This window comes from Aeromicrobium phoceense (assembly GCF_013868155.1).
Taxonomy (GTDB): Bacteria; Actinomycetota; Actinomycetes; order Propionibacteriales; family Nocardioidaceae; genus Aeromicrobium; species Aeromicrobium phoceense.
This window is the reverse complement of sequence record NZ_JACEOG010000001.1, coordinates 1810174-1823916: the sequence shown is the minus strand read 5'-3', so window position 1 is coordinate 1823916 and position 13743 is coordinate 1810174. Positions and strand designations below refer to the sequence as shown.

At 73.1% G+C, this 13743-nt stretch carries 11 protein-coding genes; 1 reads left to right on the top strand and 10 read right to left on the bottom strand.

What is annotated here, in order from left to right; all coding sequences use genetic code 11:
- Positions 1–242: 242 nt before the first annotated feature.
- Genes H1W00_RS08845 through H1W00_RS08800 form a run of 10 tightly spaced genes read right to left on the bottom strand, consistent with a single transcriptional unit; the run spans position 243 to position 8966 of the window.
- The gene (locus H1W00_RS08845) at positions 243–2897 is read right to left on the bottom strand and encodes a BTAD domain-containing putative transcriptional regulator (RefSeq protein WP_181755369.1); all 2655 of its coding nucleotides are present in this window, start codon (positions 2895–2897) and stop codon (positions 243–245) included.
- A 19-nt stretch (positions 2898–2916) separates the two neighbouring features.
- Entirely contained in the window at positions 2917–3321 is a 405-nt protein-coding gene (locus tag H1W00_RS08840) for a Tad domain-containing protein (RefSeq protein ID WP_181755368.1), read from the bottom strand.
- On the bottom strand, positions 3318–3734 hold the full coding sequence (locus H1W00_RS08835) for a TadE/TadG family type IV pilus assembly protein (RefSeq protein WP_286929692.1): 417 nt from the start codon (positions 3732–3734) through the stop codon (positions 3318–3320). The genes H1W00_RS08840 and H1W00_RS08835 overlap by 4 nt, the downstream gene beginning before the upstream one ends.
- Positions 3731–4120 (bottom strand): TadE/TadG family type IV pilus assembly protein, encoded by a 390-nt coding sequence (locus tag H1W00_RS08830; protein WP_181755367.1) that lies wholly within the window; start codon positions 4118–4120, stop codon positions 3731–3733. Before H1W00_RS08830 ends, H1W00_RS08835 begins: the two co-directional genes overlap by 4 nt.
- A 4-nt stretch (positions 4121–4124) precedes the next feature.
- The gene (locus H1W00_RS08825) at positions 4125–4328 is read right to left on the bottom strand and encodes a Flp family type IVb pilin (protein WP_078698530.1); all 204 of its coding nucleotides are present in this window, start codon (positions 4326–4328) and stop codon (positions 4125–4127) included.
- A gap of 25 nt (positions 4329–4353) precedes the next feature.
- Positions 4354–5259 carry a type II secretion system F family protein gene (locus H1W00_RS16250; protein ID WP_181755366.1) on the bottom strand — a complete coding sequence of 302 codons (906 nt, stop codon included), beginning with the start codon at positions 5257–5259 and terminating at the stop codon, positions 4354–4356.
- Positions 5256–6110 carry a type II secretion system F family protein gene (locus tag H1W00_RS08815; protein WP_181755365.1) on the bottom strand — a complete coding sequence of 285 codons (855 nt, stop codon included), beginning with the start codon at positions 6108–6110 and terminating at the stop codon, positions 5256–5258. Before H1W00_RS08815 ends, H1W00_RS16250 begins: the two co-directional genes overlap by 4 nt.
- On the bottom strand, positions 6110–7417 hold the full coding sequence (locus H1W00_RS08810; RefSeq protein ID WP_181755364.1) for a TadA family conjugal transfer-associated ATPase: 1308 nt from the start codon (positions 7415–7417) through the stop codon (positions 6110–6112). The genes H1W00_RS08815 and H1W00_RS08810 overlap by 1 nt, the downstream gene beginning before the upstream one ends.
- Positions 7417–8196, bottom strand: a complete 780-nt coding sequence (locus H1W00_RS08805; protein WP_181755363.1) for a CpaE/TadZ family protein — start codon at positions 8194–8196, stop codon at positions 7417–7419. The genes H1W00_RS08810 and H1W00_RS08805 overlap by 1 nt, the downstream gene beginning before the upstream one ends.
- The gene (locus H1W00_RS08800) at positions 8193–8966 is read right to left on the bottom strand and encodes an SAF domain-containing protein (protein WP_181755362.1); all 774 of its coding nucleotides are present in this window, start codon (positions 8964–8966) and stop codon (positions 8193–8195) included. The genes H1W00_RS08805 and H1W00_RS08800 overlap by 4 nt, the downstream gene beginning before the upstream one ends.
- A gap of 194 nt (positions 8967–9160) precedes the next feature.
- Between H1W00_RS08800 and H1W00_RS08795 the strand changes: the two genes are divergently transcribed.
- Complete coding sequence (locus tag H1W00_RS08795; protein WP_181755361.1) at positions 9161–13714, top strand: FtsK/SpoIIIE domain-containing protein; 4554 nt, start codon at positions 9161–9163, stop codon at positions 13712–13714.
- Positions 13715–13743 lie beyond the last annotated feature (29 nt).

The following is a 13743-nucleotide window of genomic DNA, read 5'->3' as shown; positions in this document are numbered from 1 at the left end:
GCCGTCGGGGTCGGGGCCTGCGTGATCTCGATACGCCGCTCGCTGCGCTCGCGAGCTACTCGATCACCGGCCGGTGGTCGAGTGGCTCGGCGAGGAACGAGCCGGCCGTATCGAGACCACGCCCTCGCGCGACTGATCTCGATACGCCGCTCGCTGCGCTCACGAGCTACTCGATCACCGGCCGGTGGTCGAGTGGCACGGCGAGGAACGAGCCGGCCGTATCGAGACCACCCCGACGCGCGTCAGGAGACCTGCGACCCGCCCTGGGGCAGTAGCTCGTCGACGAGCGTGGCGGTGGTGTGATCCATGGGCTCCCCGTCGAGGGCGACGAGCAGCTGCTCGACCGCGGCGGCGACGCCGGCGGTGCCGCCGGTCTCGTGACGGGCGCGCAGGATGATCCGCCAGGCCTGCTCGTGCGTCGGGTAGATCCGCAGGATCGCGCCGGCCGCAGCCGCCGAGCCGGCCGGGTCGCGGCCGTCCTGCAGCAGGGTCGCCAGGCGCAGCGCCGCGTCGATCACGAGCTCACCGACGGTGCGCGACAGGCCGAGCGTGGCCGACCAGGCGTAGCGGCCGCGCGGAGCGTCCTCGAAGGCCGGACCACGCACGAGCTTGAGCGCCCGGCGCAGCAGGTCGATCTCGTCGCGCGGGAACTCGGCCCGGCGGCTCGCGATCACGAGGTGGCGGAACGCGTCCCAGTCGCACACGACGTCGGGGCCCAGGGACAGTCGGCCGTCAAGGCTCTCGCGCACGCGGTGGTGCCCCTCGCGGTCGGAGCCGAGCCACACGCGAGCGCGCTCGATGTTGGCGTCGCGCACCTCGGGCGTGACGCCGAGCGGCCACACGGCGCCGGCCAGCACGGTCGGGTGGACGCCCTCGGGGTGCAGCGCCAGGAAGGCGATGATCTCGGTGAGCACGGTGGCGCGACGCTCGGCCTGCTCGCCCGGGCCGTCGACGATCACGGAGCCGAGGATGCCGACCCGGCTGGTGGCGGTGAGCCACGCCGCGTCGTCGGCGTCGCGGCGCGGGAGGCTGACCGCGACGCGGTCGCTGTCGTCACCCGGGCGAGTGGTGAGGCCGGCCGACGCGAACAGCGCGGCCACGGACTCGGCGTGGTGCGAGCCGATGCGGTTGGCAGTGACGGCCAGGCCGAGCTGCGGGACGTGCAGCGTGCCGTGCTCGTCGACGTGCAGGCGCCAGCGCGCGGCGTCGTGGTCGCCGACCGCGATCGCGGCCGTGCCGGGGTTCGCACCCGCGACGCCGGCGAGGCGCTCGAGGGCGAAGCCCGGCGAGGAGGTGCCGACGGCCAGGAGGGTGAGCGCGTCCTCGCGACGGCGCCCGGTGAGGACGTCGTCGGCGCGGGAGGCCTCGAGCTCGGACGCCGCGGTCTCGACGTCGGGGACGAGCGTGACCCGCTCGGCGACCGAGGCGACGGCGGCCGGCAGGCCGGTGGCCAGGACCCGGACCGAGCGCGACCACGGGCTGACCGCGGCCTGCAGGACCAGGGACGTGATGACCTCGGCGCTGACGTGCAGGTCGCCGCCCACCGTGATGAGGCCGCCGGACGACGCGAGGTCGACGAGGACGTCGCGGCCCTCGGTGTCGACGCCCAGGCTGACCAGCGACGGGTAGGCGGGCTCGACGTCCTCGGGGGCCTCGAGCGTGGCGAGGTCCTCGGCGAGGCGCCAGACGGCACCGTCCTCGAGCGCCTCCCAGCCCTCGACCGCCTCGGGAACGGCGGGCGCGAGGTGCAGCACGACCTCGTCGTGGCCGACGACCGCGGCGTAGGCCGACGGGACGTCGACGCCCGCGTGCGCGCAGGCGTGGGTGAGGTGACGCAGCGCGGTCTCCAGCGACGCGGCGCGCTCGTGGTCGGCGGCCAGGCGCAGGTCGGCCTCGGTCTCGCGCGCGGACTCGTCGGGCTCGCCACCGGGCCGGCGACGACGCGCCACGGCGAGCGCGGCGAGCAGGCCGCTGGCCAGCAGGCCGGCGCCCATCCACCACGCGGTGGACTCGGGAGCCTGGGCGGTGGAGTCGGACTCCACTCCCCCGGCACCGGACGCACTGCTGCTGCCACCGCCGCCCTGCGAGCCCGCGGGGGCCGGGGTGACGGGAGCCTGCTCGACCGGCATGCGGTCGACGCCGACGGCGTCGCCGGGCATGGCCAGCTGCCAGCCGGGCTGGATCAGGCGGGCGAGCTCGAGCTTGCGGCCGTCGAGCTGGACCTTGTCCTTGTTGAGCTCGTAGATCTCCTTGTAGCGGAAGCCGTCGCCCAGGTGGCGCTCGGCGATGTCCCAGAGGTTGTCGTGGTAGCCGTCCTTGGGCGCCTTCACGGTGTAGACGAGCTCGCCCTCGAGGCGGTTCTCGATCTTGTCGGCGACGGTGGGCTTCTCCTCCGGGGCCGGCGTCACGGCCTCCACGACGGCGGTGGCCACCGCGCCGGTCTGGGGCGCGATGTCGGACTCGGACGGGCCCGAGGCGTTCGCCGCCGGGCCGGCCACCAGGCCGGTCACCAGCAGGCCGCCGATGAGGGCACGCGCGAGGTGCTGCAGCGGCCCGGCGAACGGCACCGTGCGGGCCAGTCCACCGCGGCGGGTGGCGATGACCTCGAGGACGACACAGACGACGAAGACGAGCCAGATCAGCCACACGATGCCGACGAGCACCGACACGAGGTCCTCGGGACTCAGCTGGCGGGCGAGGTCGCGCAGGCTCGGCAGCTCGGTGGGGATCGGCGGCGCGCCGCCGAGCAGCAGCAGCGCGACGGGGAGGCCGACGAGCAGCGCCACGAGGGCGAGCGCCGAGCCGGCCCGCGCGGCAGCGGAGGAGGACTCCTCCACCGGGGCGGGCGCGAGCGACTCGAACCGGCTCGCGTCCGGTGTGGTCGTGGGTTCAGTCATGGGTGGCTCCTCGTCGAGGTCATGAGGTGGCGGCCGTCGCGGTGGCTCGCGCCGTGACCGGGTATTCGTTGATGCCGATGAGCTTCAGGAACGTGGTCTCGCTGGTGTCCCGCACCTCGATCGCGACCGTGTTGGCGTTGACCGTGATGGAGAACTGGGCGGCGGGGTAGCCGCGCGCGCTGAGGAAGTCCTGCGCGTACAGCCGGGCGAGGCCCGGGTCGACCGCGAGCGATCCACCGCCGCGCAGCTGGTCGACGTTCACCGCGTTGGCGCCGGCACGGGCCGCCTGCTCGGCGTCGTCCGCGACGCGCATCCGGGCGTTGATGCCCATGCCGCCGTCGACCACCAGACCCGCGCACAGCATCAGCACGAGCGACATGCTCAGCACGAAGATGGTGGCGCCGCCCTGCTCTCTCCTGCTCATCCGAACCTCCGGTAGCGGTCGATGGGGGCGCTGCTGCTGGCCTCGAAGTCGTCGCTGCCGTTCAGCCCGATGAATCCCAGCCCGTTGTTCGAGACGCGGCACCGCACCGACACCTCGACGACGCCGCCGGCCTCGAACGAGCCGGTGATGTCGGACACGACGCACTCGGAGAACCGGTCGTCCACGTCGCTGGCGTTGGCCGCGGCGTAGGCCGCGGAGAACGCCTCGGACTGGCTGCGCTCGAACGAGGCGGCCCGGGCGGCGTCGCGCGCCGCCGACTCGATGTCGGCGCGGACGGCCACGTAGCGGCCGCCGGCCAGCACCAGCATGAGGAACATGACGAGGATCGGCACCATCAGCACGACCTCGACGGACATCGAGCCGCGCTCGCGCTCTCGCAGCCGGCCGATCACGGCACGTCCTCCTCGAACTCCTCGATCCGGCCCCGCGCGACTTCCTCCACGCGCGGCGAGCCGATGAAGGGCAGCAGCTGGTTGGCCCGGCCCGAGACGGTGGCGCGCATGAAGTCGCCGTCCCGGACCACCGTGACCTGCGGACCGCGCAGGACACCGCGGCCCAGGGTCTGGGCCGAGGAGATCCCCTTCGCGCGACCCTGGTCGGCGTCGCCGGTGACGCGCGCGACGCGCGAGGCCTCGCGCGCCGACGCGCTCGCCGACTGCTTCGCCAGGTAGGTCAGCGCGAACTGGATCGTGATGATCATCGCGATCATGAGCAGGGGCGTGTAGAGGACCAGCTCGATCGCGCTGGCCCCCCGCTCGTCCCGTGCCCGAGAACGCATCAGATCAGGGGTTCTGGATGTTGTTGCCGATTTCGTTGGCCTCGCCCTGGAGCGCCTGGGTGAGGATGACGCCGATGATGCCGCAGACCGTGACGAGCACGGCGGCGATGACGACCCATTCGACGGCGGACGCGCCCTCTTCGCGACGCGCCTTGTCCAGGCGGCCACCGAGCATCGTGACGAGGTAACCGAGTGCGGGGTTCAACATGTGCTTCTCCTTCGGTGCGGTGGTTTCAGAGCCCGGCGATGCCAGAGAGCGCCGGGTAGATCAGGAAGACGAGGAAGCCGGCGGCCAGCAGCAGCTGTGCGACCAGCATGGACTGGGAGCGCTCCTGGGCGCGACCCTCGGAGTCGGCCAGCTCGCGCTGGCGCATGGACGAGGCGCGGGCGGTGAGCGAGTCGCGCACCTTGGCACCGTCCTCCGCGACGAGGGCGAGGGCGGCAGCGAGGTCGCGCAGCTCCTCGACTTTCATGTCATCGCCGAGGCGACCGAGCGCCGCCCACGGCGTGATGCCCTGGAGCCGGGCGTTCTCGATGGTCTCGCGCAGGCGGACCATGCCCCAGCCCTGGCTGACGCCCGCGGCGGCCGACAGCGCCTCGGGGACACCGCGGCCGCCGGCGAGGTTCATCGACACGAGGTCGAGGAACGCACTGACGACGTGGCGGAAGTCGCGACGACGGTCGGTGGCCTCGGAGTGCAGCTGCAGCTGGGCGAGCACGGCACCGCCGAGCGCGCCCAGGATCGCCAGCCACAACGGCAGCACGGGGCTCACCCAGCCGGCGATCATGAACGGCGACAGCATGAGGGCGGGCGCGAAGGCGCCGACGATCGCGGCCACGAGGGTGGACCCCAGGTGGCTCTCGACCGAGCGGTCGACGACGGCCAGGTCGGACCGGATGCTCGCCGGTAGCTCGATGCCGCGATCGTTCAGGAAGGCCGTGGCGGCCGTGCCGAACCGCAGGGTGCGCGACTCGTCCTCGTCGAGCGAGGCCTGCGAGGGGCGCACGCCGCCCCGCCGGCGCTGGACGTCGAGCCGTGCCAGCTCGGACGCGGCGGTGGCGCTGAAGGAGGGCGAGCGGCTGAAGAGCAGCCAGACACCGGCACCGGCGAGGGCCCCGGCGATGAGGATGAGGATCACGACGCCTCCTTCGACAGCAGGAAGCGCTCGGGCGTCTCGAACTCCGACAGGCGGCGCATCCAGATGAAGCCGGCGGCGAACAGGCCGATCACGACGAGCAGCACGATCTGGCCGATCGGCGTCGAGTACGGCTCGACGTAGCTGCGGTTGAAGATCGACAGGAACAGCACGAACGCGACCGTGATGCCCATGACGATCTGGACGCTGCGTCGCGTGCTGGAGCGGCTGGCCGCGATGCGGCGACGCATGTCGAGGTCGGCGCGGGCCGACTTGGCCAGCGAGGTCAGGACCTCGCGCAGGCCCGGGCCGCGCAGCCGCGCGTTGAGGATCAGGGTGGCCACGATGAGGTCGGCGCTGGGGTCGTCGATGTCGTCGGCGAAGCCCTGCAGCGCGGTGGAGAGCGACGTGCGCACGCGCAGCCGGTCGGTGAGCCGGATCAGGGCGGGCTTGATCGCGGGCGACGCCGCGTAGGCGGTGGCGGGGATGGCCTGCTCGAGGCCGACCGCGCCGGCGATCGTGTCGCGCAGGGACTCGGTCCAGGCCGCGAGGCCCTCGAGCTTGGCCATCGCGCGCTTCTCGCTGGCCAGGCCACCGAAGAGCATCGGCGCGAACCACACCAGGGCACCGACCGAGATCGCCAGGACGGGCCACCCGGTGAGCAGCAGGATGACCAGGCCGGCGGCACCGCCGAGCAGCGCACGGCGGGCGCTGCCCTGCACGCGGTCGCGCAGGGAGACGCCGGGGCGACGGGGCGCCGGCTCGTCGTACTCGGACATGCCGACCACGACGAGCAGGATCCCGGCGCCGATCACGGCGCCGAGGAGCGTCACCATCAGCGCGAGGGAGATCATCAGAACGCCTGACCCTCGTAGGCGTTGGGCCGGTAGCCGTGCATCTGCAGATCCTCGATGCAGCTGACCGCCGCGGCCGCGTGGGCCACGCCGTCGGGACCCTCGGCGAAGACCTCGCTGGAGAGCACGCGACCGTCGACGCCGTTGACCTCACGCACCGACGTGATGACACGGCGCAGGCCGCCACCGCTCTGGAACTCGTTGCGGCGCTCGACGAAGATGACGAAGTCGATCGCGCCGGCGATCAGCATCATCGTGGCGTCGGCGGGCAGGCGCTCCGCGGACTGGATCGCGTAGGTGCAGATGCGGTTGAACACCTCGAGCGAGGAGTTCGCGTGGATCGTGGACAGGGACCCGTCGTTGCCCTGGCTCATCGCGTTGAGCATCGTGACGATCTCGTCGCCCAAGACCTCGCCGACGATGACGCGGCTGGGGTTCATGCGCAGCGAGCGGCGCACCAGCTCGGACATGTGGATCGCGCCCTGGCCCTCGGAGTTCGGCAGCCGCTCCTCGAACGCGACGACGTTCGGGTGCAGGTCGGGGAACTCCCCCAGGCCGAGCTCGAGCGCGCGCTCGACGGTGATGAGGCGCTCCTGGGGCTGGATCTCGTTGGCGAGCGCCCGCAGCAGCGTGGTCTTTCCGGCGTTCGTCGCGCCCGCGATCATGATGTTCTTGCGCGCGGCGATCGCGGCGGACAGGAACGACGCGAGCTCGGGCGTCATCGTGCCGCTCTCCACGAGCATGTCCAGCGACACCCGGGCCAGTCGCGCGCGACGGATCGACAGCGACGGTCGCGGCGTGACGCCCATGACCGCCGACAGGCGGCTGCCGTCGGGCAGCCGCAGGTCGAGCTGCGGGTTGGCGGTGTCGAACGGACGGCTGGTCAGGCCCGAGTAGGCACCGAGGACCTGCACGAGCTCGACGAGCTCGTCGTCGCTCTCGGCGACGGGAGGCATGCGGCGCTCCTCGCCGTTGGCGTAGCCGACGAAGACGTTGTCGTACCCGTTGATGTCGATGTTCTCGACCTCGGGATCGTCCAGCAGGGGCTGGAGCCGACCGACGCCGTACAGCGCGGCGTGGATGCCGTCGGCCAGCTCGGCCTCCTCGGCACCCGAGAGCGGCGCTCGACCGGCGGCGATCTCCTGACGGGCGTAGGACTCCAGGACGCGCGCGATGATGGCGCGCGCGAACTGGCGCTCGTCCTCGGACGACATCTGGGGCAGGCCGGCGGCCGCGTCCTCACGACGCTGGCGGGCGAGCGCGGCGGCGACTTCCTCGCGCAGGGTGCGCAACAGCTGCTGGTCCATCAGATCTCCTGCGCGACGGCGGACGGGGTGGCCAGCGCTCGGACCCGGGGCACCAGGTCGACGAGGGACCGCGAGAACAGGGAGCGCAGCACGGCGCGCGACGGCGAGGCGGCGCCCCGCGCGACGACCTTGGGGTCGAAGGCGATCGTGCCGAGCATCGTGACGTCGAGCTCGGAGGCGGCCAGCAGGCGGCCGATGTCGTCGACCGCTCGCTTGTCGCGAGGGTCACCGACCACCGCGACGCCGACCGGGGTGGAGCCGGGACGACCCAGCGCCCACGGCTCGCGCACGGTGGCGAGGCGGTCGCGCAGGTGCGCGACGGCGGCGATCTCGGAGCGGACCACGAACACGACGGCGTCGGAGCCCTCCACGACGGGGCCGGCCGGCGAGCCGGCGATGAAGCGACCCGCGTCGGCCAGGACGTCGCCGCCCCGGTGGGCGCGCAGCGTGCGCTGCAGGTGGGGCCAGGCCGGGCCGAGGCTCTGGGCCTGGCGGGGTCCGGAGGCGCCCACGAGCACCTCGATGCCGTACTTGGTCTCCTGGAGGTGGTCGACGAGGTCGACCTCGTCGCCCGCACGCACCGCCGCGCCGAGCGATACGAGTCCGCGCTGCTCGTCGAGCGCGTTGTCGTCGACGTCACGCTCGCGGATGGCGACGTCGCCACCGACGGGATCGAGGTCGGCGACCACGACGGGGTTGGGCCAGCGCGCGGCCAGCCCCATGACCGCCGTGCTGACGCCCGGCGACCCCTTCGCCGAGATGAAGCTAATGACAGTCATCGCGTGGCACCCGCCAGGCTGCGGAGCCGATCGGTGTCGGTCACCGCCACCCCGCGGTCGACCAGGGACATGCCGATGCGGTTGTTGCCGGCCGCGTCGACGATCGCGTCGGCGACCTCGAGCGGGACGAGCAGCGTGGCCGCGGAGCCCTCCGAGTCGCTGCCGCCGCCGAGGACGCCGCCACCGCTGGAGGAGACCGGGGGACGGATCACGAGGCCGAGCGCGAGGGGCTGGCTCGGACGGTCGCCCTCGCCGATGCGCACGATCCGCACGAGGTCGCCGGAGTCGAGGTCGTCGGGCACGCGGCCCTCGACGAGGGGCACGCCGACCTCGGCGAGCTGACCCCCGCTGAGCGGGTTGGTGCGCACGAGCATCGACGTGTCGAGGAGCTGGCCCTCGTTGAGCGGCACGCGGGTGTAGGTGCCTTCGACGGTGCGGATGGCGCCAGCGGGGACGATGAGGTCGGACTCGGTGGCGACGTTCGTCTCCCCGAGCATGTCGACGGTGAGCTTCGTGCCGGCCGGGATGTCGGACTTCACCACGAGGACCGGCTCGCGCGAGTCCATCCGCAGCGCCAGCAGGCCGGCGAGCGCGGCACCGCCGAGGATCAGCAGGACGCCGAGGAGGGCGACGGCGGGGCGACGGCGACGCGGCGGCGTGGGGCGCGCGCCCGCAGGCGCGGCCCGTCCTCCGACACCGCGCGCGGTGCGGGCACGCTGACGGTCCTGGACCGCATCTCCGACCGAATCGGTACTGGTGCGCATCGCCATGGAACGGCTCCCCCTTGCAGACGTAGGTGCGTCCTGGGACGGGCCGAGACGTGCTCCCTCGCGCAGCCCCCCGCAGGAACCACCACAGTCTAGCCCCACCCGACCATCTCGTCCTGCCAGGTGACGCACGGCACTCGCGGGCGCTTCCCGCGCTCCGCCAGGCCCGTGGCGCGGGACCCTCTACGCTGAGCCCCATGCGCTTGCTCGTCACTGCCGAGGCGGCATCGTCGGGGGAGATCCGCGATGCCATCGTGGCCTATTCGGTCGCCAGCACGGTCGGTGACCTCGAGTCCGTGCTGCAGCAGCTCTTCGGGATGCGCCGCCCCCACGCGGACGTCGCCGACGTCATTGACCTCGACAGCCGCCGGGGCGTCGAGCCCAGCGGACCGGGGGTCTTCCTCGGGTCGCGCCGCCTCGATCCCGACGCCACCCTGGCCACCGCCGGGATCCGCCACGGGGTGATCGTCGGCCTCGGCGGACCCAGCCGCCACCGCGAGCGCGAGCCGCAGGGCCTGGTGGAGGTTCGCGTCAGCTCCGGCCGGGGCGCCGGGCGGGTCCACCGCCTCGGCATCGGCACGTGGACGATCGGCTCGGCCGGCCACTGCGCGATCCGGGTCCAGGATGCCCCCGACGTCGCCGCCCGGCTCGAGGTCGACGCGCAGGGTCGCGTCGTGGTCACGGCCGACGAGTCCGCCCGCGACCTCACGGTGGCCATCCCCGAGCGCCGCGAGCCCCCCACCGAGCCGATCGTGCTGCAGGCCGGCGCCGCCCCCCGCCAGCAGCGCCGCTTCCGTCGTCGCAAGCCCGGCCTGAGCGCCCTGGAGCAGGGCCGCCAGGTCGACCCCACCGCTCCCCTGCCGCTCGTCCGTCTCGACCGCGAGCCGGTCACGGCGTCGGTCGTGTGGAAGGAGGGCGCCGTCCTCGGCGTCGCCGACGTGCTCTTCGAGCTGGGCTCGGTCAGCGCGCCGGACGCCTCCCTCTCCCCGTCGGCCACCGGCCCGGAGCTGGACTACAACCGCCCGCCGCGGCTGCACCCGCCGGCGCGCACGCGCGAGTTCTCGCTGCCCACCGAGCCGAAGAAGCCCGAGAAGGCGCCCATCCCGATGGTGATGATGCTGTCGCCGCTGCTGATGAGTGGCTTCATGTACTGGCGCACCGGCTCCATCTACTCGCTGATGTTCATGATCCTGATGCCGCTCATGATGCTGCTGAACGCGTCGGGCACCCGCCGCCAGCAGAAGGCGCGCTACCAGGAGCAGCTCGCGGAGTTCCACCGCCGGCGTGCCGACGTGGAGAAGGCCGCCGTCACCTCGCTGGCCGACGAGCGCGGGCAGCGCCGCTCCATCTACCCCGATCCGGCCTCGGTGCTGCTGTTCGCCACCGGCCCCCGGGCGCGCCTGTGGGAGCGCCGTCGTTGGGACCCCGACTTCCTGGAGCTGCGGCTCGGCACGAGCGACCTGCCGTCCGACGTCGTCGTGAAGGACTCCACCCGCGAGCAGCACGAGGGACCGCTGCGCTGGACCGCGCCGGACGTCCCCGTCATCGTGCCGCTGGCGCCCACCGCGGTCCTGGGCGTGTGCGGCCCGTCCGACCAGTGCCTCTCGACCACGTCCTGGCTCATCGCCCAGGTCGCCGCCCTGCACTCCCCCACCGACGCCTCGGTCTGGATCTTCACCGACCGCACGAACGCGACGGCCGGGGAGTGGACGAAGTGGCTCCCGCACGCGCGCACCAGCGAGGACCACCCGCGGGCCGCCCGCCTGGCCCTCGACGAGGAGGACCGGGCGTCGATGATCTCCGAGCTCACGGGGCTGGTCGACCGGCGCAAGGAGCTCGACACCGACGAGCGGGAGGCGCTGCCCTCCGTGGTGGTCGTCCTCGACGGCGCCCGCGAGCTGCGCATGGCTCCCGGCATGACGTCGCTGCTGAAGTCCGGCGCGTTCGTCCACGTCTACTTCATCTGCCTCGACCGCACCCCGCGCGAGCTGCCCGAGGAGTGCCGCGCCGTGGTGGAGCTGCACGGCGACCTGCTCGACCTCGAGACCACCGCCGAGCGTCACATCGACGGCGTCCGCCGCGACGTGGTGGACGGCGTCTGGCTCGAGCGGCTCGGGCGCGCGCTCGCGCCCATCCGCGACGTCAGCACCGAGGACCTCAGCTCGAGCCTCCCGGCCGCCAGCCGACTGCTCGACGTCCTCGGCCTGGACGCTCCCTCCGGGAAGGACCTCGTCCGTGTCTGGTCCGGCGGCGGCCGCACCACCAAGGCCGTGATCGGCGAGGGGCTCGATGGACCGTTCCGGATCGACGTGCGCGCCGACGGCCCGCACGGCCTCATCGCCGGCACCACCGGCTCGGGCAAGTCCGAGCTGCTGCAGACCATCATCGCGTCGCTGGCCGTGGGCAACCGGCCCGACGAGTTCAACTTCGTCCTGATCGACTACAAGGGCGGCGCGGCGTTCATGGACTGCCAGCACCTGCCGCACACCGTCGGCATGGTCACCGACCTCGACGGCCACCTGACCACCCGGGCGCTCGAGTCGCTCGGTGCCGAGCTCAGGCATCGCGAGCACCAGCTGGCCGACGCGGCCGCGAAGGACATCGAGGACTACCTCGCGGCGCGCCAGCCCGGCGACGAGCCGATGCCGCGGCTGCTCATCATCATCGACGAGTTCGCGGCCCTCGTGGCCGAGCTGCCCGACTTCGTCACCGGCCTGGTCGACGTCGCCCGACGGGGCCGCTCGCTCGGTGTGCACCTGATCCTGGCCACCCAGCGGCCCGCCGGCGTGGTCAACGCCGAGATCAAGTCGAACACCAACCTGCGCATCGCCCTGCGCGTCACCGACGCGAACGACTCGGACGACGTGATCGAGTCGAAGGTCGCCGCGGAGATCCCCAAGTCCTTCCCCGGTCGGGCGTACGCGCGCCTGGGCCACTCGTCCCTGACGCCGTTCCAGAGCTCGCGCGTCGGAGGCCGGCCGGTCGGCACCGAGCGCGCCGAGCTGCGCACCCGCGGGTTCGGCGTCGAGGAGCTCGTGGCGCCCCCGAAGGCGGCCGGCTCCGACGAGGAGGACGTGTCGATCCCCACCGACCTCGCGACGCTCGTGGGCGCGGTGCGCGAGGCGAACGACCTGATCGGACTCGAGCCGATGCGCAAGCCGTGGCTGCCGCCGCTGCCCGAGACCCTGACCCTCGACGACCTCCCGGTCAAGCCCGCCCCCGACATCGGAGCCCTCCCCGACATCCCGCCGATCGTGTTCGGGCGCGGAGACCTGCCCCACCTGCAGCAGCAGGAGGTCGCCAGCTGGGACCTCCAGCGAGCAGGGCACCTCGTGATCGCGGGCCAGTCCCGCTCGGGTCGCTCGTGGTCGCTGCGTGCCATCGCCGCGGCGATCGCCCGCCAGACCGCCCCCACCGACGTGCACGTCTTCGGCATCGACGCCGGCAACAACGCGCTGCTCCCCCTGGTCTCGCTGCCGCACGTCGGCGCCGTCGTCACCCGCACCCAGACCGACCGCATCTTCCGGCTGTTCGACCACCTCGGCCGTGAGCTCACCCGGCGCCAGCAGGTGCTGGCCGAGCAGGGCTTCGCCGACATCGCCGAGCAGCGTGCCGCAGTCGACGGCGCCGAGCGGATGCCCTACCTCGTCGTCCTGCTCGACCGCCTCGAGGGCTTCACCACGGCCTTCGAGTCCGTCGACGGCGGCGTGCTGCTGGAGCGGCTCGTGGGCCTGCTCCAGGAGGGCGTCGGCGCGGGCATCCGGGTCGTCATCGGCGCCGACCGCTCCGGCATCCTCGGACGCTACTCGCTGCTGGTCGACGACCGGATCGTGCTGTCGATGAGCGATCCGTCGGACTACTCCGTCGTGGGCCTGCCGACCAAGCAGGTGCCCTCCCACATCCCGCCGGGCCGCGGCTTCCGGGCCGGCGAGCGGCCGCAGGAGGTCCAGTTCGCGATGATCGACGCCTCCGGCGAGGGAACCGCCCAGGTGCGGGCGATCCACGAGCTCGGACGTGCCGTCGCCGAGCGCTACGGCGACCTCCCGCGCGGCCTGCGTCCGCACCGCATCGACGAGCTGCCCGTGGCCATCGGCCTCGACGAGGCGCTGACGATGGAGCCCTCCGAGGCCGCGCTGAGCCCCAGCTTCATCCCCGTGGGCGTCGGTGGCGACACCCTCGCCCTCGAGGGCTTCGACCCGCTGTCCACCGGCCCGGGCTTCCTGGTGGCCGGTCCCCCGCGCTCGGGGCGCAGCTCGACCCTCGTCGTGCCGATCAGCCAGCACCTCGCGCACCGCCGCGACGTCCTCGTCATCGCGCCCCGCCGCTCACCGCTGCGCGACCTCGACGACCGGCGCCTGCAGCTGTTCACGGGCGCCGAACCGATCGAGGAGATCCGCGAGGGGATCTCGCGCCTGCGCACCCAGCACCTGATCGTCGTCGACGACTTCGAGGTCCTGGGCGCCGACTCGCCGGTGGGCCAGCTGCTCGGCGAGACCTACGGCGCGATGCGCGACACCGCCAACGCCATGATCATCGCCGGCGGCATCGACGAGCTCGGATCGGTCTACCGCGGTCTGCCGTCCGACCTCAAGCGCGGCCGCACCGGCCTCATCCTGTCGCCGCGTGCGTCCAACGACGGCGACGTCCTCAACGCCCGCCTGCCCCGCTCGGTCGGCGCCTCGGTCCCGCCCGGCCGTGGACTCCTCGTCACTCCCACCGGCTACCGCTGGGTCCAGGTCCCGAAGGCCTGACCGCCGCGGTCGCCGCGGGAGGGGCGGGG

Bases quoted from the DNA above. Each gene is read 5' to 3' on its own strand.
- H1W00_RS08845 (WP_181755369.1), bottom strand. From the start codon at position 2,897: ATGACTGAACCCACGACCACACCGGACGCGAGCCGGTTCGAGTCGCTC.
- H1W00_RS08800 (WP_181755362.1), bottom strand. From the start codon at position 8,966: ATGGCGATGCGCACCAGTACCGATTCGGTCGGAGATGCGGTCCAGGAC.
- H1W00_RS08840 (WP_181755368.1), bottom strand. From the start codon at position 3,321: ATGAGCAGGAGAGAGCAGGGCGGCGCCACCATCTTCGTGCTGAGCATG.
- H1W00_RS08810 (WP_181755364.1), bottom strand. From the start codon at position 7,417: ATGGACCAGCAGCTGTTGCGCACCCTGCGCGAGGAAGTCGCCGCCGCG.
- H1W00_RS08830 (WP_181755367.1), bottom strand. From the start codon at position 4,120: ATGCGTTCTCGGGCACGGGACGAGCGGGGGGCCAGCGCGATCGAGCTG.
- H1W00_RS08815 (WP_181755365.1), bottom strand. From the start codon at position 6,110: ATGATCTCCCTCGCGCTGATGGTGACGCTCCTCGGCGCCGTGATCGGC.
- H1W00_RS08805 (WP_181755363.1), bottom strand. From the start codon at position 8,196: ATGACTGTCATTAGCTTCATCTCGGCGAAGGGGTCGCCGGGCGTCAGC.
- H1W00_RS08825 (WP_078698530.1), bottom strand. From the start codon at position 4,328: ATGTTGAACCCCGCACTCGGTTACCTCGTCACGATGCTCGGTGGCCGC.
- H1W00_RS08795 (WP_181755361.1), top strand. From the start codon at position 9,161: ATGCGCTTGCTCGTCACTGCCGAGGCGGCATCGTCGGGGGAGATCCGC.